Source organism: Pusillimonas sp., assembly GCF_029263785.1.
Lineage (GTDB): Bacteria > Pseudomonadota > Gammaproteobacteria > Burkholderiales > Burkholderiaceae_B > Pusillimonas.
In genome coordinates, this window is the sequence record NZ_JAJUFE010000044.1 from 1 (window position 1) to 20093 (window position 20093).

At 57.6% G+C, this 20093-nt stretch carries 19 protein-coding genes and 2 pseudogenes; 9 read left to right on the top strand and 12 right to left on the bottom strand.

Annotated features, from left to right (window positions below; translation table 11 throughout):
- From Q1J88_RS10160 to Q1J88_RS10195, 8 genes and pseudogenes are all read left to right on the top strand, one after another.
- Nucleotides 1-499: pseudogene (locus tag Q1J88_RS10160) on the top strand (hydroxyquinol 1,2-dioxygenase); the annotation flags it as partial.
- Between the two features lie 119 nt (nucleotides 500-618).
- A complete protein-coding gene (locus Q1J88_RS10165) occupies nucleotides 619-2082 on the top strand; it encodes an aldehyde dehydrogenase family protein (RefSeq protein ID WP_301117565.1) in 1464 nt (487 codons plus the stop codon).
- A 76-nt stretch (nucleotides 2083-2158) separates the two neighbouring features.
- Complete coding sequence (locus Q1J88_RS10170) at nucleotides 2159-3412, top strand: ABC transporter substrate-binding protein (protein ID WP_301117546.1); 1254 nt, start codon at nucleotides 2159-2161, stop codon at nucleotides 3410-3412.
- 14 nt (nucleotides 3413-3426) lie between these two features.
- On the top strand, nucleotides 3427-4146 hold the full coding sequence (locus Q1J88_RS10175) for an ABC transporter ATP-binding protein (RefSeq protein WP_301117547.1): 720 nt from the start codon (nucleotides 3427-3429) through the stop codon (nucleotides 4144-4146).
- 3 nt (nucleotides 4147-4149) lie between these two features.
- Complete coding sequence (locus Q1J88_RS10180; RefSeq protein WP_301117548.1) at nucleotides 4150-4851, top strand: ABC transporter ATP-binding protein; 702 nt, start codon at nucleotides 4150-4152, stop codon at nucleotides 4849-4851.
- A gap of 1 nt (nucleotide 4852) precedes the next feature.
- Nucleotides 4853-5707 (top strand): branched-chain amino acid ABC transporter permease, encoded by an 855-nt coding sequence (locus tag Q1J88_RS10185; RefSeq protein WP_301117549.1) that lies wholly within the window; start codon nucleotides 4853-4855, stop codon nucleotides 5705-5707.
- 12 nt (nucleotides 5708-5719) lie between these two features.
- Nucleotides 5720-6727, top strand: coding sequence for a branched-chain amino acid ABC transporter permease (locus Q1J88_RS10190; RefSeq protein WP_301117551.1), 1008 nt, complete (start codon nucleotides 5720-5722; stop codon nucleotides 6725-6727).
- Between the two features lie 25 nt (nucleotides 6728-6752).
- Nucleotides 6753-7076 (top strand): Dabb family protein, encoded by a 324-nt coding sequence (locus tag Q1J88_RS10195; RefSeq protein WP_301117552.1) that lies wholly within the window; start codon nucleotides 6753-6755, stop codon nucleotides 7074-7076.
- On the opposite strand, the gene Q1J88_RS10200 is transcribed toward Q1J88_RS10195, so the two are convergent.
- From Q1J88_RS10200 to Q1J88_RS10220, 5 genes are all read right to left on the bottom strand, one after another.
- On the bottom strand, nucleotides 7067-8896 hold the full coding sequence (locus Q1J88_RS10200; protein ID WP_301117553.1) for a phosphoenolpyruvate carboxykinase (GTP): 1830 nt from the start codon (nucleotides 8894-8896) through the stop codon (nucleotides 7067-7069). The genes Q1J88_RS10195 and Q1J88_RS10200 overlap by 10 nt on opposite strands.
- A 121-nt stretch (nucleotides 8897-9017) precedes the next feature.
- Nucleotides 9018-9404 carry a nuclear transport factor 2 family protein gene (locus Q1J88_RS10205; RefSeq protein WP_301117554.1) on the bottom strand — a complete coding sequence of 129 codons (387 nt, stop codon included), beginning with the start codon at nucleotides 9402-9404 and terminating at the stop codon, nucleotides 9018-9020.
- 138 nt (nucleotides 9405-9542) lie between these two features.
- Nucleotides 9543-10253 carry a type 1 glutamine amidotransferase gene (locus Q1J88_RS10210; RefSeq protein WP_301117555.1) on the bottom strand — a complete coding sequence of 237 codons (711 nt, stop codon included), beginning with the start codon at nucleotides 10251-10253 and terminating at the stop codon, nucleotides 9543-9545.
- Nucleotides 10254-10359: 106 nt separating this feature from the next.
- Nucleotides 10360-11808, bottom strand: coding sequence for a glutamine synthetase family protein (locus Q1J88_RS10215; protein ID WP_301117556.1), 1449 nt, complete (start codon nucleotides 11806-11808; stop codon nucleotides 10360-10362).
- A gap of 9 nt (nucleotides 11809-11817) precedes the next feature.
- Nucleotides 11818-13143, bottom strand: coding sequence for an aromatic ring-hydroxylating dioxygenase subunit alpha (locus Q1J88_RS10220; RefSeq protein ID WP_301117557.1), 1326 nt, complete (start codon nucleotides 13141-13143; stop codon nucleotides 11818-11820).
- A gap of 354 nt (nucleotides 13144-13497) precedes the next feature.
- On the opposite strand from Q1J88_RS10220, the gene Q1J88_RS10225 reads away from it, so the two are divergent.
- Nucleotides 13498-14235: a GntR family transcriptional regulator gene (locus Q1J88_RS10225; RefSeq protein ID WP_301117558.1), complete on the top strand. Its 738-nt coding sequence runs from the start codon at nucleotides 13498-13500 to the stop codon at nucleotides 14233-14235.
- A 39-nt stretch (nucleotides 14236-14274) separates the two neighbouring features.
- Here Q1J88_RS10225 and Q1J88_RS10230 read toward each other — a convergent pair whose 3' ends face one another.
- The 7 genes and pseudogenes from Q1J88_RS10230 to Q1J88_RS10260 form a co-directional block, all read right to left on the bottom strand.
- Nucleotides 14275-15447: an ABC transporter substrate-binding protein gene (locus Q1J88_RS10230; protein ID WP_301117559.1), complete on the bottom strand. Its 1173-nt coding sequence runs from the start codon at nucleotides 15445-15447 to the stop codon at nucleotides 14275-14277.
- 82 nt (nucleotides 15448-15529) lie between these two features.
- Nucleotides 15530-16471 carry a fumarylacetoacetate hydrolase family protein gene (locus Q1J88_RS10235; protein ID WP_301117560.1) on the bottom strand — a complete coding sequence of 314 codons (942 nt, stop codon included), beginning with the start codon at nucleotides 16469-16471 and terminating at the stop codon, nucleotides 15530-15532.
- 25 nt (nucleotides 16472-16496) lie between these two features.
- The gene (locus tag Q1J88_RS10240; protein WP_301117561.1) at nucleotides 16497-16874 is read right to left on the bottom strand and encodes a YciI family protein; all 378 of its coding nucleotides are present in this window, start codon (nucleotides 16872-16874) and stop codon (nucleotides 16497-16499) included.
- A 32-nt stretch (nucleotides 16875-16906) separates the two neighbouring features.
- Nucleotides 16907-17833, bottom strand: a complete 927-nt coding sequence (locus tag Q1J88_RS10245) for a VOC family protein (protein WP_301117562.1) — start codon at nucleotides 17831-17833, stop codon at nucleotides 16907-16909.
- Nucleotides 17834-17883: 50 nt separating this feature from the next.
- Nucleotides 17884-18834 (bottom strand): NAD(P)-dependent oxidoreductase, encoded by a 951-nt coding sequence (locus Q1J88_RS10250; RefSeq protein WP_324215990.1) that lies wholly within the window; start codon nucleotides 18832-18834, stop codon nucleotides 17884-17886.
- Nucleotides 18835-18870: 36 nt separating this feature from the next.
- Complete coding sequence (locus tag Q1J88_RS10255) at nucleotides 18871-19812, bottom strand: LysR family transcriptional regulator (RefSeq protein WP_301117564.1); 942 nt, start codon at nucleotides 19810-19812, stop codon at nucleotides 18871-18873.
- An 84-nt stretch (nucleotides 19813-19896) separates the two neighbouring features.
- Nucleotides 19897-20093: pseudogene (locus Q1J88_RS10260) on the bottom strand (ABC transporter ATP-binding protein); the annotation flags it as partial.

Genomic DNA, 20093 nt, shown 5'->3' on the forward strand with positions numbered 1-20093 from the left:
CCTGAAGGGCGACCTGCCCCTGCGCACCGACGAACGGGGCGCCCCGATTAACCGCGCCTTTGCCGATGTACCGCAAGAAGAACCCGAACTTCACCCGGAACCCGGCTACGAAGACCAGGTGCATGGCTTCAACCTGTTCGCTTTCCTTAGCCGCTCACAAGTTACCTGGAATCCTTCCTTTACCAGTGTGGTCAAGCACAGCTATATGTGCCCCACCACCGAAGAGCATATCTTGCCCATCTTGCACTCCAACGACAGGGTTGAATGGTTCTTTCAAATGAGCGACGAGATCCACTGGGACTGCGCCCACAAGGACACGGGCAAACCGCTGGCGCGTGTAATCATGAAAGCCGGAGACATGGCCGCCATGCCCGCTTACTGTCGGCATCAGGGCTTCAGTCCCAAGCGCTCCATGCTGCTGGTGTGGGAGAACGGCTCACCAAAGCTCGTGTACGAGATTCAAAACGGCGAAGCACCCGAAGTTCCCGTTTCGTTTTAAAGCGTCTGCATTGCTGCCGGCCCGCAACAAGCTAATAGCGGGCGAGGCAGCACCGGCGCATCCCGGAGATCACCATGGATCTGAAAGACATTGCCGCGGCGGCAGGGCTAAACACGCCAATACGGCATCAATTGTTTATTGACGGCAAGTTTGTCGATGCGGCCGACGGCCAGACACTTGCATCGCTGAATCCGCACGACAACACGCCCATCGCCGAAGTCGCTATGGCCGGTAAAGAAGACGTGGATCGCGCGGTACGTGCCGCAGAAAAAGCATTTCCTGCCTGGAGCCGCATGGCGGCCATGGACAGGGGGCGCATCCTGCTAAAGCTTGCAGACCTGATCCTTGAAAATGCCGAAGAACTGGCCAGGCTCGAAACCCTGGATACCGGTCATCCCATCCGGGACACGCGCATGCTCGATGTGCCTCGCACTGCCGGATGCTATCGGTATTTTGGCGGCATGGCCGACAAGTTCCAGGGCGAGCAGATTCCCGTCGAGGCGGGCTTTCTCAATTACACCCTGCGCGAACCCGTCGGTGTGGTCGGCCAGGTCGTCCCCTGGAATTTTCCGCTGATGTTCACCAGCTGGAAAATGGGTCCGGCGCTGGCAGCGGGAAACTGCATCGTACTGAAGCCTGCTGAACTCACGCCTTTAAGCACGCTCAAGATCGCCGAACTCATGTCGGAAGCGGGCGTGCCTGACGGCGTGGTCAATATCCTGCCCGGCCTGGGCTCTGTGGCCGGTCAATACATCGCCGAACACGAGCGTATCGCCAAGATCGCCTTCACCGGCAGCACAGCAACCGGACGGGGCATTGTCAGGGCAAGCGCCGGGAATCTCAAGAAGGTGCAACTCGAGCTGGGCGGCAAGGGCGCCAATATTGTCTTCGAAGACGCTGACTTGAACGCGGCTGTCGAAGGTTCGCTCACAGCCATCTTCCATAATCAGGGCCAGGCCTGCATCGCGGGTTCACGCATCTTGCTGCACGAAAGCATTGCACAGGCATTTCTCGACCGCTTCCTGCCTCATGCAGAAAGCATCCGCCTGGGAAACCCGATGGACCCGGCAACCGAAATGGGGCCACTGACCAGCACCCAGCACAAAGAGCGCGTGCTCAGCTATGTAGACGTCGCAAAACAGCAAGGTGGCGAGGTGCTTCTGGGCGGCAAACCCGGCGAAGGCCCCCTTGCCGCCGGGTGCTACGTGCAGCCTACCGTGGTTCGTGCAGCAAGCAGCAGCGATCGTGTCGCACAGGAAGAAGTGTTCGGCCCTTTCGCTACGGTTCTCACCTTCAAGGACGACGACGAGGCCCTGCGCATTGCAAACGGCACCGAATATGGCCTCGGAGGCGGGCTATGGACCAACAACCTGCAGCGCGCCCACAAGTTCGCACGTGAGATGCGAAGCGGCATGGTGTGGATCAACTGCTACAAGCGGGTGAATCCCGGCTCGCCCTTTGGCGGTGTCGGCGTGTCCGGCTACGGGCGCGAAATGGGGTTTGACGCCATGCGCGAGTACACGCAGGTCAAAAGTGTCTGGGTGAACGTGGACGCCCACATTCCGTCGTACTACCCACGGTAAGGACGGCGGTGCTCGCACACCTGCCGCCACAGGCAACAAGCGCGTTTCATTGCCACTCATAACTCGGAGCAGACAAATGAAAATAACTCGCAGAACATTCATCAAAGCCATAGCGGCGGCCACGGCCGCCAGCGCTTCGCCGCTTGCATTCGCTGCCGACACCATCAAGATCGGCTATGTGTCTCCACAGACCGGCCCGCTGGCGCCATTCGGTGAGGCCGATAAATGGGTCATCGACCAGATGGCGGAATTCTTCAAGAACGGCATAGATGTCGGCGGAAAGAACTATGCCGTGCAGATTCTGTTAAAGGACAGCCAATCGAACCCCAACCGTGCGGGCGAGGTAGCCAACGACTTGATCCTTAATGATGAGGTCGCCCTGGTGCTGACAGCAGGTACGCCCGAAACAGCCAACCCGGTCAGCGACGCCTGTGAACTCAATGAAGTGCCCTGCATCTCCAGTGTCGTTCCCTGGCAGCCCTGGTTCTTTGGCCGCAAAGGCGATCCGGCCAAAGGCTTCGACTGGACATACCACATGTTCTGGGGCCTTGAAGATGTCATCGCAAACTTTATCAACGGCTGGGATTCCCTTGATACCAACAAACGCATAGGCGGGCTCTTTCCAAACGACGGCGACGGCAATGCCTGGGGCGACAAAGAACTCGGATTCCCCAAGCCATTGGCTGCAAAGGGCTATCAGCTGACCGACCCGGGCCGCTTTCAGAACGGCACGCAAGACTTCAGCGCCCAGATCGCGGCATTCAAACGCGATAATGTCGAGATTGTCACCGGCGTAGTCATTCCACCCGACGCCAAGACCTTTCTTACACAGGCCAAGCAACAGGGCTTCAAGCCAAAGGCCGTAACGCTGGGTAAGGCCTTGCTGTTCCCCAGCGCCATCGAGGCGCTCGGCGACCTGGGAGACGGCCTGAGCACCGAGGTCTGGTGGAGCCCCTACCATCCGTTCAATTCCAGCCTGTCCAAAGCCAGTGCGGCAGATCTTGCCAAATCGTACGAAAGCAGCACAGGCAAGCAATGGACACAGCCCATCGGCTTTGCCCATGCCCTGTTTGAACTGGCAGCCGATGCACTGAAACGCAGCAAATCCCTTGAGCCCGCCGATATTCGGGACGCCATCGTTTCCACCCAGCTGGAAACCATCGTCGGACCCGTCAAATGGGGTGGCGAAGGGCCGTTCAAGAACGTCAGCAAGACACCGCTGGTCCTTGGACAGTGGAAGAAGGGCAGCAAACATCCCTACGAGCTGTTCATCGTCAACAACAACGAAGCGGGCAACATACCCACCAATGGCAAACTCGAGCTGATGTAAAAAGGGCGCTGGATATGCCGCTGCTGGAGCTTCACTCGGTCACCAAGGCCTACGGCGCTCTCGTCGTTACAGACACCATCAACCTGACTGTCAGCAAAGGCGAGACGCTTGGCATTCTGGGGCCCAATGGTGCCGGTAAAACCACCCTGTTCAACCTGATCTCCGGAGACATCAGGGTGGATGCCGGCCGCATCACTTACAACAATCGCGACATCACGCATCTTCGGGCACATCAACGTTGCAAGCTCGGCATCGGCCGCAGCTATCAGGTGCCCCAACCTTTCGGAAACATGACCGTTTTCGAAAACCTGGTTACTGCGGCCAGCTATGGCAGTGACATCCCCGAAGCCGAAGCATGGGATATCGCCGTCAAGACCCTGGACCAAACCGGCTTGATGCCGCACGCCAACAAGCCCGCCGGATCACTTACTCTTCTTAACCGCAAAAGGCTCGAACTGGCCCGGGCGCTTTCCACTCAACCCGAGATCCTTTTACTCGATGAAATCGCCGGCGGCCTTACCGAGCACGAAGCAGATGTTCTCGTCGAAGAACTGCAACGCATAAAGGCCGAAGGCGTCACCATGATCTGGATCGAGCACGTGGTTCACGCCCTGCTTAGCGTGGCCGACAGGCTGTTCGTCATCAACTTTGGGCAGCAATTGGCCGAGGGTCCTCCGCAGCAGGTGATGGATAATCCAGAGGTCAGGCAGGTATACATGGGCATGGAGACATAATGTATGACGACGCTACTGCAGACCCATGATCTCAAAGCGTTTTACGGCGATGCGCAAGCCTTGTTCGGCATCGACTTCGAGCTCAGGGCAAACGAGCTGATCGCCATCATTGGTGCCAACGGCGCGGGCAAATCAACCTTCCTCAAATGCCTTACCGGGCTGATCAAGTCTCCGCGTTCGGCAATCGTCTGGAAAGACCAGGCGATTGGCGGCGCGCCTCCCGGTCAGATCGTGCAAATGGGCCTGGCCATGGTGCCCGAAGGTCGCCGTCTTTTTCCATCGCTGACGGTCGAAGAGAATCTCTTGATGGGCACCAACGCCAAACGCCGTGGACCGTGGAACCTTCAGCGCCTGTACAAGCTGTTTCCCATCCTTCAAGAGCGACGCAAGCTTCCCAGCACGACACTCTCGGGTGGCCAGCAGCAAATGGTAGCTATCGGACGCGCCCTGATGAGCAATCCGGACGTCCTGCTATGCGACGAACTTTCCTTGGGGCTGGCTCCGGTGATCATTCGCGAGATATACGCCACCTTGCCCAAGATCACAGCCGAGGGCATGTCGGTAGTCATCGTTGAGCAGGACGTCTCGATGGCCCAGAGCGTGTCGTCCCGCCTGTACTGTCTTCAAGAGGGACGGGTCTCCCTGCATGGCGAGTCCAGCCAACTGACACGCGACCAGATCAGTCGCGCCTACTTTGGAGCCTGACATGGAGGTCGTGGTACAGGGCGTGCTGTTGGGCGGACTTTATGGCTTGTTCGCGCTGGGCCTGTCGCTGATGTTCGGTGTCATGCGCCTGACCAACATCGCGCATGGCGACTTCATCATATTGTGTGCGTTCTTCGCGCTGGTTCTGTCGGGCCTGGGCGTGCCCGTGGCACTTGCCATTTTGCTGACACTGCCCGTGGCCTGGGCTGCGGGCTACGCTATCCAGCGCTTTATCTTGAACGGTACGCTTGGCAAGGACCCTTTGCCTTCATTGGTCGTAACGTTCGGCCTGGCCATCGTCACGCAGAACTTCCTTCAAGAAATGTTCTCTGCCGATCCACGTTCGATCAATTCCGGCGGGCTCAGCACGCTGAGCCTGCAACTTAGCGAAAATATCTCGGTGGGAGTCCTGCCGGTTTTCATCCTTCTCCTGGCGATTGCCTGTACCGCTATCCTGCAAGGGATTTTCAACCACACAAGGCTGGGCCGGGCATTTCGTGCCGTCTCGGACGACCGTGAAGTTGCCGAACTCATGGGCTTGAACAGCCGCAAGATTTATGCGCTGGCAACCGCCATGGCCTTTGTACTGATTTCACTGGCCGGTGCCATGCAGGGAATGCGAACCACGGTCTCTCCTTCCGACGGGCCAATGCTGCTGCTATTTGCCTTTGAGGCGGTCATTATCGGAGGCATGGGAAGCTTCTGGGGCACGCTAATGGGAGCAATATTGCTGGGCATCACCCAGCAGATTGGTTCCAGGCTCGATCCCGGATGGGGAATCTGGGCAGGGCACATCATGTTTCTGATAGTGCTGGTGCTGCGTCCTCAAGGCCTCTTCCCCAAAACCCGCGACTGACCAGACATCAATATGAACCATACCTATAAAGTCCAGCGCGGAACTCGCAACCACAAGGTGGCGCTTGCTGTAGCCATAGTTCTGATTATCGCCGCGGCAGCCATGCCATGGTGGGGTACCTCGAGCTGGATGCGCGAATTTGTTGTCTTCTCGTGCTACTTCATATTCGCCATGACCTGGAATTTGCTGGCGGGCTATGGCGGCATGGTTTCCATTGGCCAGCAAGCCTTCTTCGGGCTAGGCGGTTACACCATGCTCATCCTGGGCAACTTTTACGGAGTGAATCCGTTTCTTGCCATCCCGATCGGCGCCCTGGTGGCCGGCGCTATCGCAGTACCTGTCTCCCTGGTCGCCTTCCGGCTTCAAGGGGGTTACTTTGCAGTAGGCACCTGGGTCATTGCCGAAGTATTCCGTCTCAGCTTCGCAAATATCTCTGCAGTCGGCGGTGGCTCCGGAACGTCGCTGACAGCGCTACGGGGCATCAGTCGCTGGACGCGCGAATCCGTGACGTTCTGGATAGCGTTGGCATGCGTGGTGGCGTGTATCGCACTCATTTATATCTTCCTGCGCAGCAAAAAAGGACTCGCCCTGCTGGCCATCCGCGACAACGAGATCGCGGCAGAGTCACACGGCATTGCTGTCGGACGCACCAAGCTCGTCGTATATACCGTGGCAGCTGTCGGAGCGGGTCTGGCCGGAGCCCTGTACTTCGTTGGCAACCTGCGCATCAGCCCCGACGCAGCCTTTAGCATTAACTGGACTGCCTTTGCGATTTTCATGGTCATCATCGGAGGCATCGGCCGCATCGAAGGGCCGCTTGTGGGCGCCATCATTTTCTGGGCGCTGAACAAGTTCTTCAGCGATTTTGGTACATGGTATTTGATGGGGCTTGGCACATTGGCCATCATCACCACCATATTTTTCAAACAGGGTCTATGGGGCTTTGCGCAAGAACGTTGGGGATGGTCGTTGTTTCCCACCACCCGAAAACTGATTCTTGTTCCTCCCAAGAACAGCTAGGCCATCTTCCTATCGAGTCAGGAACATGCCTCAACTTGCACACATGGTTCTATGGCGCCTGAATGGCAGGACCGCTGAAATCAAAGAGCATCAAGCTCAAGAGATCATCGCAGCGTTTGAAGGGATAAAGGAACAGATCCCTGGTTTGCTGCACCTGGACATCGGTCGCAACGTCAACCGGGACAGTGAGTGGGACGTAGCGCTATATACCGTTTTTGAATCGGCCGAGCACCTGAAAGCCTACGAAACGAATCCGGCTCATATCGCCATCAAGAAGCTGGTGGGACCAATGCGGGACGCAAGAAGTCACGTAGACTTCGAGCTTCCCGCGGCCAACAACTACAACTGAGCGCTTAAGCGCTCTTGGTGGCTTGCGAGCTCGGCCGGCAGGCGATCACGCAGTTTTTCAAACAGCTCGGCATGCAGTTGGAGTTCGGTACGCCAGGCCTCGGTATCGATCAGGGTTATGGCGTCAAACTGCTCGCTGCTGAAATCAAGGCCGTCCCAGCTGAGGTCCCGGTACCGCGGCGAAACGCCGAACAGGTTTTCTTCGCCGTGGGCCCTGCCCTGTATACGCTCGAGCATCCACTTGAGCACACGCATGTTCTCGCCAAAACCCGGCCAGATAAACCTGCCCTGTTCGTCAGTCTGGAACCAGTTGACGCAATAAATTCGTGGCAAGGTTGCGCCGGCTTTCTCGAGTCGTTTGCCCAGCTCGAGCCAGTGGGCAAAGTACGAGCCCATGCTGTAGCCACAGAACGGAAGCATGGCGAACGGGTCCCGTCGAACCACGCCCTGCTTGCCTGCAGCGGCCGCCGTGGTTTCTGAGCCCAGGGTGGCAGCCATATACACGCCCTCGGTCCAGTTGCGTGCCTCGGTCACCAACGGCACGGTGTCTGACCTGCGCCCACCAAATATGAAAGCGTCAATGGGCACCCCGGCGGGATTGTCCCACTCGGGATCTATGACCGGATTTTGCACGGCGGAAACGGTAAACCGAGCATTGGGATGTGCCGCTTTACGACCGGAATCGGGTGTCCAGTCGTTGCCCTGCCAATCCAGGCAGTGTTCAGGGGCCGGACCCATGCCCTCCCACCACACGTCGCCGTCATCTGTCAGCGCCACATTGGTAAACAGCACGTTCTCGCGCAGCGAAGCCATGCAGTTGTAGTTTGTCTTTTCGTTGGTGCCGGGTGCCACGCCAAAGTAGCCGGCCTCGGGGTTGATGGCATACAAACGGCCGTCTTCCCCGGGCTTGATCCAGGCAATGTCATCACCGATGGTTGTGATCTTCCAGCCCGACAACTGCTTGGGCGGAATCAGCATGGCAAAGTTTGTTTTGCCGCAAGCTGACGGAAAAGCGGCAGCGACATGCATTTTTTGTCCCTCGGGCGATGTCACGCCCAGGATCAGCATGTGTTCGGCCATCCACCCTTCGTCTCGACCCATGTTCGAGGCAATGCGCAGCGCAAAGCACTTTTTGCCCAACAGGGCATTGCCACCGTAGCCCGAGCCAAACGACCATATTTCGCGAGTTTCGGGATAGTGCACGATGTATTTGGTTTCGTTGCAGGGCCAGGCCACGTCGTTCTGGCCAGGCTGCAGGGGCATGCCTACCGAGTGCACGCATGGAACAAAAGCGCCATCTGTACCCAGGACATCGTAGACCTTGCGTCCCATCCGGGTCATGATGCGCATATTGGCCACGACGTATGGCGAGTCAGTCAGTTCGACACCAATATGGGCGATAGGCGAGCCCAGCGGACCCATCGAAAACGGAATCACATACATCGTCCGGCCGCGCATGCAACCCGAAAACAGCCCATCCAGCGTCTTGCGCATCTCGGTCGGGTCGACCCAGTTATTCGTCGGACCGGCGTCTTCTTCAGTAAGGGAACAAATAAAGGTGCGGTCTTCAACACGCGCCACGTCCGACGGGTCGGACCAGGCCAAATAAGAATTTGGCCGTTTATCCGGATTAAGCCGGCGCAATGTGCCGGCCTGGACCATCATTTCGCAAAGGCGGTCGTATTCTTCTTCAGAGCCATCACACCACTCGATGCGATCGGGCTGAGTCAGTTCGGCAATTTGCGCTACCCACTGCTTCAGGGCGGCATGCCTGACCCAATTGGGCGCATTCGATGCGGGTTCGGGTACTGCGGCATTCATACTCTGGTCTCCTTGGTGGGGCCCATATCGGGCGGCTGCTTCCCTTCTTTATATATCGTCGCAACAAAGACATAAAGCCCGTCGTGACTGCCAGAAGAATCTCGCGTTACAGCGATTTGATTCAGGCAGAAGGAATGACTGTCGAGGCCCAGGACGCAAGAAGCCAGCGCTCGTCGCGTTCGACCCAAACAGCTTGAAAGAGATTGTGCAAGTCTTTTTTACCGTCAGGTGTCTCGACCTGCATGATGACACGCCCGTGCATCACAGCCACTGGGCCATATAACCGAACCACAGCATCATGACGCTGCGCAGCAAGGTAGCGCATGCGCTTTTCGCGCACGGCATCCAGATATTGCTGTTTATTGTCTACAACCGCCGAGGAATGCGTATACACAAGATCTTCGGCGAAAAGTGGCGCCAGGGCGTCGGCATCATTGGCCAGCATTGCCCGGTATCGCTCGTCATCGGCTTCATAAAGGCGGCGCAGCGCCTCTGATTGATCGACCACGCATTGTCTCCTGTACAGCTGCCTGCCTTCGGTATGGCGCCAAAAGCATGAAGGGCGGCATCACCGCCCTGTTGGTTGTTATTGACTGCCCATAAAGATACTGCGTTGCCGGTTTAATTACCAGTACGAAATGCAGACCTATTTCAGGCCCTTTGCCCATCTTGCGTAGGCCTTTCGCATCATCTCGTGCATGGCAGAGGTGCGCTTCTGGAGGTTCGAGGCTACTTCGTCCCGGCTGTTGACTGCCTGCGCGCCCTTGGCCAATTCCCGATCTATCATGTTCCCGTTGGCCTGAAGGTACAGCTCAACCAGCTCTGGTGTCATTTCAAGATGAAACTGCATGCCCAGATGGCGGTCATCAAGAACAAACGCCTGGTTGGGATATAAAGAACTGGACGCCAGGCGAACTGCACCCTCCGGGAGCTCAAAAGCGTCCCCGTGCCATTGAAAGATCTCGTCAGCTCCGTTGCCAAACCATTCCCGGGTCTCGGTTACCGGCGCGTAATCCACCTTGTGCCAGCCGATCTCCATGGCCGGTCCGCGTTCCACCTTGCCACCGAAGGCAGCCGACATCACCTGGCTGCCCAGGCAGTGCCCCGAAACGGGAATCTCCTGTTCGCGCGCCTTGCGAACAAGGCGGATTTCGTCGTCGATCCAGTCAAGGCCGTCATTGACGCCCATGGATCCCCCCATCAGGATAAGACCGCTGAAGCTGGAAGGATCTTCGGGAATCGGGGCGCCGTCCATCACCGGCACCACCACCCAGGGGACCCCCAGCTCATTCAGGACCGTAACGACAGCCCCGGGCTGCCCAACGTGTGTATGCTGGAAAATCGCGATGGGTTTCATTGAGCGGGTTACTCCTTGGCGGCAAGCGCCTCATAAAACTAATAAAAATGCCGGCGGAGGCCCGCCGGCACCGGGCAATGATCAGAGTGGCGCAGCGCGCGTCCGATCAAAATAGCGTGAAGTACTCGCGCTGCTCCCATTCGGTAACTGCTTGGTTGAACCGGGACAGCTCGGCCTCCTTGATATGACAGTAATAGTTGACGAACTGCGGGGTCAGCTGCTGGCACAGATATTCGTCCTGACGAAGTGCGCGCAAGGCATCAGGCAGCGAACGTGGCAACGGTTCGGTTGTGTCCTCGTAGGGTTCGTCGGCGCTGGGGCACGGCTGCAACTTGCGCTGGATGCCATCCAGACCCGAAAACACCTGAGAAGCCATATACAGGTATGGATTGGCACAAGGCTCGCCTACACGATTCTCGATGCGGGTCGCCGCTTGTCCGACACCCCCCAGCACCCTCAACATGGCGCCGCGGTTGTCACGACCCCAGCTGGCCCGGTCAGGCGCCAGCGAGAATGAACGATACCGTCGATAACCGTTGATGGTAGGCGTGGATAGTGGCGCCGCCCCAGCAGCATGGGCCAGCAGGCCGGCCAGATACTGATAACCCACCTCGGAAAGATCTGAGCCTTCCTTTTCAGGTATGAAAAGATTGCGCCCTGTATTCAGGTCGCACAACGACTGGTGAAGATGCCAACCGCTGGACATCACGTTTGGAATTTTGGGACGGCACATAAAGGTGGCGTGGTACCCATGGCGCTGACACACCTGCTTGACGGCACTGCGCACCAGCACCATGGCGTCCGCCGCCATCATGCCCGGCATGGGCCCGAATGTCAGCTCGAACTGGCTCGGACCGAACTCGATTTCCATCGAATGCACCGGAAGCTGCAAGCCCTGCATGGTCGTGCGCAGCAATTCCATCAGGTCTTCGGTGGCGTCGTAGCGTTGCTCGGTCAGATACTGGTAGCCGTGTGTCAGTAGCGAAACCTCGGGGGGCAAACCAGGCTGGCCCTGCTGACTGCCGTCGTGTAACCCCATCTTGGGGTCTTCGACGCGAAATACGTGAAACTCCACCTCAAGACCTGCAGTCAGGCTCATGCCCTGCTCTTCAAGCAGGCCAAGAGCGCGGCGCAAAATTCCGCGGGTTTCGAGTGGGGCCTTGCGCCCGTCGGTCATGTAGGCGTCGCACAAGACCCAGCCCGTACGAGGCGACCACGGCAGGACGCGGAACGTGGCAGGGTCGGCCACCATGACGAAATCTGCGGCGCCCTGCATCCCTTCAAAGTCGAACCCTCCGCCTGCAGAAAACACCGGGAACACCGTCAGGTGTGAAGTGTCCTTGGCAAACAGCGTCGTGGTCATGTTTACCCCGCCCCGCAAGGCACTGACGGCTTCGGAGGCCACCAGAGTCTTGCCGCGCAAGATCCCGTGCAGGTCGGGGAAGGCGAAGCGAACCACATCTACTTCGCCGGCCTCCAGGCGGCGCGCCAGCTCTTCGGCGGCGCGCGCCTGTTCAGGCGTCCATACGTCGAACCTCTCGACAAAACTCGCCATGTTTCGTCCTTAGGCGCTAAGCCGTTGAGATGCCCAATCGGATTCCTGACGGCGTTTCAGGTCGGCCTCTACCCAGTAGGACTTCTCCTGATTGCGTCGGCCGACACCATCGATGGAAGCAGGACCGGTAATTTTCCTGGCCTCTTCCTCGTTGAGCAGCATGGGCACGTTGTCCTCGCCCGCCAGCGTGGCCTCAATGGCCTTCGTCAGCATTCTGCGGTATGTGTAGATGCACTTGTCCGTGGCGGCCAGATGTTCGCGGGTGCGGTCCTGGATGGGCCCTTGCGATTCCACCGCCCACTGGTCATGCACGTTGATGTCGTGCCCCATTCCTGTGTATGTCTCGGTCATTTGTTCTTGGGGATCGAACCCATAATTGTTGCTCTTGTTCTTGCGCGAAGTGTAGTTGGGCAACTCGTACAGCTCGAGACGCTGTGCGCGCATCTGTTCCTTATTCACCGGCTCGGTGAAGCTGGTAAAGATTGCGTACCAATAGCAATGCGTGTCGTCCACGGGCACATGCCATTGCGAGATGGTCATTTCCGAACTCATGGGGATGACGATTGCCTGCGGGAACACGAGGTTTGTGACACGCACATGGGTCAGCTCTTCGTTGAGCTCACGCAGCGTAACCATACGCATGCCGTAGTTGGTGGGCTCTACGTTGATGGTCGGACGGCCGTACTCGCGCAACACCTTGGTAATGGGGATATCCGACTCCATCGAGGTACTGCGAAACTGCTTGCCATAGCTGGCTGACGCATCTTCGTCTTCGAAGAAGCGGTGCAGGTACGAAGCGTGTGCAGGATCAATACCCACTTCAAGCGCCTGCAGCCAGTTGCACTCCCAAAGACCCTTGAACGCAAAGGTATGCGAGTCGGGCGCAACAAAGCAGTCCATATCCGGAAAAGCAGGAGGCTCGCCCTCTCCCAGATAGGCGAAAATGATGCCGCTGCGCTCGACAACAGGATAGGCACCCTGTTGAATAGTCGTGTGAAATTTGCTGTTGGCAGGCTCGGCCGGTGTTTCCAGGCACTCGCCCTTGATGTTGAACAACCAGCCATGAAACGCACATCGTATGCCGCCGTCTTCGATGCGGCCGTACGCCAGGTCGGCTCCACGGTGTGGACAGTCGCGGTCGAGCAAACCAAGCTGACCCTTGTCATCACGGAACAGCACCATGTCCTGGCCCAGCAGACGGACGGCTTTCATGGGTTTGACGCCGTTCAGTTCTTCGGCCAGGGCCACAGGCTGCCAATACCGGCGCAATAATTTTCCGGCGGGGGCATCGGGGCCGACCCGGGTAATGAAATCGTTTTGTTCAGCTGTAAGCATGAGAGCTCCTTGCGATGCGTTGCGATGAGGTCAAAGCTGCCGGTTTCTTGCCGAAATGCACGGCTGGCGTCGCTTTTGATTGCATACAGTTTTACGATTTCGAGGTCGGATGTCAAATAAGGAATGCCGCCCCGGCGAACAGAAAGAAAGCTTGAAGTACGGTAGGCCGACTAATTTTAAGGCCAAATAAACCGTTATAAATCAATATTTTATAGAAAATTAAGCCGGGTTCTTGGACCACACTTTGGGTGCCGGGCTCAAACTCACACCCTAGGGTAAACACTAGGTACCTCTGCTTCCATTGCATACAGCCGGGCGTTTACAGTAGAATCCGTGGCAGCAAATGGAGTAGTCATGAAACCCATCGCCGAATCACAGCAATCGCGGGTGCTGATCCAGCTGCGCGATCTCATCCTGAAAGGCGCATTCGCCCCCGGCGAGCGTCTGGCCGAAATTCCATTGGCCGAGCGCCTCGAAGCCTCACGTACGCCCGTCCGTTTGGCCCTTACTACGCTGGAATACGAAGGTCTGATCGAATCCATGTCCGGTGGGGGCTACCGCATGCGTGGGTTTACCCCCACCGAAGTCTCCCACGCCATCCAGACCCGAGGCGTACTCGAAGGGTATGCCGCGCGTTTGCTGGCCGAGACAGGCCCATCGAAAGAAATTCTGCGCAAATTGCACCAATGCCTCGAGGAAGGTGACGAGGTCGTCAAGACGCAAATGAGCTTCGATGATTACGCGGCGTATGTTGAAATCAACGAGCGGTTCCACGCGCTGATACTCGAGGGTTGTGGCAACCGCACGGTGCTGCGCATGATGGAAATGCTCAACGGCCAACCCTTTGCCGCACCAAGTGCCATGCTGCCCATGCAGTCATCACACGAGGAAGGCACGCGGGCCATGCAGCAAGCCCAGTTTCAGCATCATGCCATCGTTCAGGCCATTGAACGCGGTCAAGGCTCGCGTGCTCAGGCGCTGGGCGAAGAACATGTTGAAATTGCCCGGATGAACGTGGAATACGCTACCAGAAACCCCGAACTGGCGGCCGAGATCATGCCCGGAATCCGACTGGTCACGCGGACCGCGTAGCTTGTCCTGCTGCAATTACGTCGTCATCACCTCGCGGCGTCAGCTCATCGCGCATTCATCCGCATACGAATCTGACTCGTTCTTGAGCACTTCCTTGGCAATCATCTTGAACTGAGCCTTGCCGTCGTCGCCCTTCACGATTTCAAACACGTGATAGCTTTGAACAGGATAGTTGTTGTTGCCAAAGCGGAAGTCACCACGCAGGGAATCGAACTTTGCATTCTTGATCGCCTTGCTGAAGGCTTTCTTGTCACTTACGTCGCCTTTGAGCGAAGCAACCGCTGCGTCCAGCAGCATCGCAGCGTCATACGAAAATGCCGCGTAGGCCGAGGGTAAACGACCGTACTTCTTTTCGTAGGCCTGAACAAAGTCGCGCGACTTCTGATTCTCGATGCCCGGCGTCCAGGTATCGACCACAATCGAGCCAAATACGGCATCGCCCATTGCCGCCACGCCGGCACCTTCGATGGAGTTGGCAGAGTAAAGCGGGTACTTGTCTGCGAGGCCGGCTTGCCGGTATTGCCGCACGAAGCTGATGGCGAGGGCACCGGGGTAGAACATGAACACGGCATCGGGGTTGGACGATGCCACCTGAGTAAGTTCGGCCGAGAAATCCAGCTGGTTGAGCGGCGTGTAGATTTCATCGACAACCTCACCCTTGTATTCCTGCTTGAAACCCGCCAGTTTGTCCTTGCCGCCCACAAAGTTGGGGGTGAGCAGGCTTACGCGCTTGACGCCTTTGTCTTGCAAGTATTTGCCCATCGCCTCGGCGGGGGTATCGCTTTGCCACGATGTAATGAACAGATTTGGCTTGCAAAGCTTGCCTGCAGTCGGTGAAGGGCCCGACACCGTTCCAATGAAGGGCACATCGGTCTCGGAAATCTTGGGCTGCAAGGCCATGAGCACGTGTGCAAACGTCAGGCCGGCAACAACGTCAACGTTTTCCCGATCAACCAGCCGCGACACGCTGGTGATGGCGGTGTCCGGTTTCTGTTGGTCGTCTTCAACGACCAACGTGGCCGGGACACCCCCCAGCTTTCCGCCCAATTGATCCAGGGCGAGCTTGAAGCCGTCGAGCTGGTCTTGACCCACAGCCGCGGACGGGCCGGACAAGGTGGCAACGAAGCCCACCTTGACGTCGGCCATGGCCGCCGCGGGCAGAATTGTCGAAAGGGCCAGCGCCAGAACAGCAAGTTTGTGTTTTTTAATCATGGGTCTTGTCTCCGTTTTTTGGTCAAGCAATGATTTGTTTCGTGCCCATCACCGGTTGGCTCTGTAAGCCGGGGGCGGGCAATCAGACGATGCGTGTTTCAAGTTCTCCGAGACCTTCGATCCATACGCGCATGACGTCGCCGCGCTGCAAGAAGACTCCGGACTCCATACCGACCCCGGCGGGAGTCCCTGTCAAGAGAATGTCGCCGGGTAAAAGACTGAGCCGTTTGCTCAAGTAACTGATCTGCTCTGCAACGCTATACAAATGATTGTTGGTGTTGGAGTTTTGCTTGATTTCGTCATTGAGCCAAAGCTTGATGCCCAGGTTCTCGGGTGTGTCAACGAATTCGGCCGGTGTAATGAATGGCCCCAGGGGGCAGGCTCCGGTAAAGCATTTGTGGCCGATCCAATCAAACTTGAAGGGCGAACTGGCATCCACGGCCTGCCGGTTAAGGTGATCGCGGGCGGACAGATCGTTGGCACAGGAATAACCGGCCACATAATCCAGAGCGTCTTCAATTTCTACTTTCTCGGCCTTCTTGCCGATGATGACAGCAAGTTCGGCTTCCCAGTCGAGTTTGGCGGTATCTGCAGGCATGCAAACATTTTGTTGATGCGCTGACAAGGTTGCCTGCCCCGCCTTGATGAAATGCCACGGGGCGATCCCCTCGGCCTTGGGGTCGGTAACCAGCTTCATATTCATGGCGCGAGCCATGGCCTCGACATGATCACGATAGTTGGCGCCTGCTGCATACACCACACCGCAACGTGTCAAAGGAGGCAAATAGGTAGGGTTGCTTATTGCAGCACCGGCGGGCCGGGTGGATTCTTCGGCAAGCTCCGTGGCCAGCGCAGCCAACCGCTGGCGCGCTTGAGCCCAATCAGCAAGCATGTCGTCGACAGACCTCCACCGTGTGGCGTGTACGCCCAGCACTGCAGGAAGATCGTACAAGCCACCATCCACCGCCATCCCCGGACGCGCTTCTCCGTCTGCACCCAGGTAGGTAAACAACTGATATTTCATTAAACGCTTTCCTTGAGATGGGACGTCAACGTAACAGGTAAGACTGGTCAGAAAAGCGCACTGACAAGGTGAATCCGCCTTCCATCAACACCCATTTTTTAATTTCGGCCGCAAATACACCCTGGTGAATGAATGGGTCACCCGACAAGATTCGCTCGACCTCTTCCACTGAGCCTGCACGAAAGATCGACATACCACCGGCGGACCCCGGCGCACCGCCCTCGGCCACGAAAGGACCGGACGCAAATAGCTCGCCGCGCCTTTCGCACTGTATGGCCCACTCAAGGTGAGCCGGCAGCAGTTCGTTTATTCGTGACAAATCCACGGGGGTACGCAACACCACGTACAAATTCTTTTTGAGCATGCCCTGCATCAGGGCCTGAGCCTGCGCCGGAGTCGTCATGGCTTTACCTCTATATGAGCAATGGTCACGCCTTAAGCCTCTTCGAAATTGACGATGAAGTCTTCGGGTGGGGGCGACGTAGCCCACACCGCGATCACATCTTTGGGTGATTCCGCTTGCAGCGGCTGCCAGTCGCTATCGTCTTCGGGGATGACGTCAATATCCCAGAAGTACTCGGCCAGGCTGTTCCAGGGATCGCGTATGTAGTGGAAATAGTTGGACCCGCCAATGTGCCGGCCCAGGCCAAAGGCATCGCGGTATCCCGCTCTGAGCAAGGTTTGCGCGCCGATTTCGATCTCGTCCAGATCGGCCACCTCGAAACTGACATGATGCAGTCCGGTGTGCGTGCTTTTTGCAAAGGCCACCATATGGTGGTCGCCACCAGCCGCACCACGCAAGAACGCAATGACGTCACCGGCCTGGTCGGACACTTTCATACCCAGTACTTCGGTGTAAAACTTGACCGAGCGCGGAACATCCGGCGAGAACTTGATCAGGTGGCCCAGACGCAATGGCCTTGCTTTCTTGTTGCGGGATTCGGTGGTGCACGCGCGGCCTACCCGACGATAACGCCCATGAGCGTTGATTTCGGGTGGAAGCACATCCGTTTTAACCGGAGCAGGCTCGGCAACTTGCACGTTCAGCCAGTCACCGTGCGGATCCTGAAACCAGATACCGCCAAAAGGCACATCAAACGGTGCTGCCTGAATCGATACCCCGGCCTGTCGAAGCTTGCTGGTAAGCGCCGCCATGCCGGCTTCATTCGTACCCAGCGACGTATAGGCCAGTTTCTTGGGCGAGCCCTGCATCAGGCGAATTTGGTCCTGGTCCCGCCCCTGGCACCGGAAGACCAGGTCGTTGCCGCTTGAGCGGCACTCAAGACCAAATAGCTCGTAGAACGCACGGCCCACTTCCAGGTCGGGCACACGCAAGCCCACGTGCAGTAAGGAACGTATCATCGATAAAACCTCTAGTCAGACAGGTCGGCAGGATATGGCCGCCGACAAAATCAGGCGCCGTCTTCAGGCGTGGAGTCGGCTTCGATCAACTTGATCAAAGCGGCGATGTCTTCATCACGCATATCGCTTTCGAGAGCGCGCCGGTAGTACGGCTCGGTGGCCGAGAAAAGTGGCGTGGCGCAACCCAGCTCGTCGGCCATGGCACGGCCCAGCTCCAGATATTTTTCGAGCGTGGTGAACGGCCCGGGTGCCGGGCTGAAGGCGCGTTCTGCCATAAGCGGCGCACGAACGCCAAACATGGCCGATGCCCCGGCTCCTTTTTGGATGACTTCAGCAACCAGCTTTGGATCGAACCCCGCGCGGGCCCCCATATTCATGGCCTCGGCTGCGGCCAGGGTATGAATGGCCAAAAGATAATTGGCGATCAGCTTCATCGACACGGCCGAGCCGAACTCGCCCAAATGAAAGACCGAGGGGCTTATGGCTTCGAGGACAGGCCTGCAGTGCGCAAGCAGTTGCGCGTCGCCCCCGACATAGATGGCAGCCTTGTGCGCCTTGACCATGGGTGGCGAGCCGCTGACTTCGGCCTCGAGTACTTTAGCGCCGCGCTCGGTGAGCCGCGCCGCCTGCTGTAACTTGAAAGTCTTGCGATACGTGCCGGTTTCAACAAAGACCTTGCCCGGCTCGAGTGCCGACAACAGACCTTCGGGGCCTTCGAGTACTTGAAGCGATGCTTCTTCGTTGGGCAGGCATAACAAAATGACATCGGCCTGGCGAACTACTTCGGCGGGTGAGTTGAGTGCTTCGCCGCCTAACTCAATAAAAGCCTGCTGGTTGGTACGACGAAACCCAACAACCCTGAACCCTGCAGCAAGCAGGTTTCCCGCAACAGGTAGACCCAACTGCCCAATGCCCACCATACCCACGGTTTTAATTTCCACCATGGTTGTCTCCGTTTTGTAAAGGAGTCTTGGCTCCTTGTGTCTATCCGATGATTCTATCGGGCGGGCAGTGCTTAAACCATAGCGATTCGTTGATTAATTAGTATTAATGGAATTTATGGTTTCCTCAGGATGGTGAACGCCCAGACTTCTCTGACACGCGCGAGTCACAATATCTCGCAGCCATTGATTGGCCGAATCTCGATGAAAACGATCGTGCCAGTACAGCGCGATCTCAAACTCCGGTAAGGAAAGCGGTACAGGCTTGAGTACCAAAGGGTAAAAGCGGGCCAGTTTTTCGGCCAGCGACGACGGCGCACACCAGACCAGGTCGGATTGAAGGATGAAGTGCGGCGCGGATAAATATTGCGGCAGGCGGATCCGGATCTGGTTTCGCAGGCCGGCTTCAAGCAAGGCGCGCTCGATTACCTGGTGTCCGCTACCCGAATATTCCACCAACAGGTGGTCCAGGGCCTTGAACTGGCGAAGGGTGAGTTCGCGGCCGGCGTAAGGATGCCCCTGTCGAACGACACAAACATAATGTTGCGTAAACAGGGGACGCCGATGAATGCCCGTTTCCAGGGAAGGCAGGAAACCCAAAGCCAGATCAATACGCCCGCTTGCCAGTCCGGCTACTGTTTCGCCCAGCGGCTGGAAGGTGGTGCGCAGGCGGATGTTCGGCGCTACCTGTGCCACGTCCGATAACAGCTGCGGAAAGCACACTACCTCGCCCACATCGCGGGTACGGATGGTGAATTGTCGGCGCGACGCGGATGGATCGAACGGAGCACGCCGCAATGTCGCCTTGCGGATCATGTCCAGAGCCGACAATAACTGCTGGGAGACCTGAACGGCATACGGCGTGGGCTCCATGCGACGCCCAACAAGCGTAAACATTTTGTCGCCGTGTTCTTGCCGAAGACGCTTCAAGGCGCTGCTTACGGCTGCCTGGGTAAGACCCAGGTTTTCTGCGGCCAGCGTAACAGAGCGATCCCGCCACATGGCCTCAAAAACATACAGCAGGTTCAGGTCTTTCATGTGCGGCGCTCCGACCCCTGGCGCTTGAATTATGCTGCTGCAGCCTGTGCCAATTGGGACGTGCGAGACTGCAGCAGGTCAGACCTAAACGCCAAGATACTGTTCGACGATCTCACTGTTCTGTCGCAATTCGTCCGAGCTGCCGCTCCAGACGACCTTGCCCTTTTCCAGCACATAGTGCCGGTCGGCAAAGGGCAGCAGTGCCGCCACGTTCTTGTCAATGACGATTTGCGACATGCCCTGCTCTTTGAGCGCCGTAAGCGCCTGCCAGATCTCGGCCC

Excerpts from the sequence above, each read along its gene's own strand:
- Q1J88_RS10170 (WP_301117546.1), top strand. The coding sequence starts at position 2,159 with ATGAAAATAACTCGCAGAACATTCATCAAAGCCATAGCGGCGGCCACG.
- Q1J88_RS10175 (WP_301117547.1), top strand. The coding sequence starts at position 3,427 with ATGCCGCTGCTGGAGCTTCACTCGGTCACCAAGGCCTACGGCGCTCTC.
- Q1J88_RS10180 (WP_301117548.1), top strand. The coding sequence starts at position 4,150 with ATGACGACGCTACTGCAGACCCATGATCTCAAAGCGTTTTACGGCGAT.
- Q1J88_RS10185 (WP_301117549.1), top strand. The coding sequence starts at position 4,853 with ATGGAGGTCGTGGTACAGGGCGTGCTGTTGGGCGGACTTTATGGCTTG.
- Q1J88_RS10190 (WP_301117551.1), top strand. The coding sequence starts at position 5,720 with ATGAACCATACCTATAAAGTCCAGCGCGGAACTCGCAACCACAAGGTG.
- Q1J88_RS10195 (WP_301117552.1), top strand. The coding sequence starts at position 6,753 with ATGCCTCAACTTGCACACATGGTTCTATGGCGCCTGAATGGCAGGACC.
- Q1J88_RS10200 (WP_301117553.1), bottom strand. The coding sequence starts at position 8,896 with ATGAATGCCGCAGTACCCGAACCCGCATCGAATGCGCCCAATTGGGTC.
- Q1J88_RS10210 (WP_301117555.1), bottom strand. The coding sequence starts at position 10,253 with ATGAAACCCATCGCGATTTTCCAGCATACACACGTTGGGCAGCCCGGG.
- Q1J88_RS10215 (WP_301117556.1), bottom strand. The coding sequence starts at position 11,808 with ATGGCGAGTTTTGTCGAGAGGTTCGACGTATGGACGCCTGAACAGGCG.
- Q1J88_RS10220 (WP_301117557.1), bottom strand. The coding sequence starts at position 13,143 with ATGCTTACAGCTGAACAAAACGATTTCATTACCCGGGTCGGCCCCGAT.
- Q1J88_RS10225 (WP_301117558.1), top strand. The coding sequence starts at position 13,498 with ATGAAACCCATCGCCGAATCACAGCAATCGCGGGTGCTGATCCAGCTG.
- Q1J88_RS10230 (WP_301117559.1), bottom strand. The coding sequence starts at position 15,447 with ATGATTAAAAAACACAAACTTGCTGTTCTGGCGCTGGCCCTTTCGACA.
- Q1J88_RS10235 (WP_301117560.1), bottom strand. The coding sequence starts at position 16,471 with ATGAAATATCAGTTGTTTACCTACCTGGGTGCAGACGGAGAAGCGCGT.
- Q1J88_RS10240 (WP_301117561.1), bottom strand. The coding sequence starts at position 16,874 with ATGACGACTCCGGCGCAGGCTCAGGCCCTGATGCAGGGCATGCTCAAA.
- Q1J88_RS10245 (WP_301117562.1), bottom strand. The coding sequence starts at position 17,833 with ATGATACGTTCCTTACTGCACGTGGGCTTGCGTGTGCCCGACCTGGAA.
- Q1J88_RS10255 (WP_301117564.1), bottom strand. The coding sequence starts at position 19,812 with ATGAAAGACCTGAACCTGCTGTATGTTTTTGAGGCCATGTGGCGGGAT.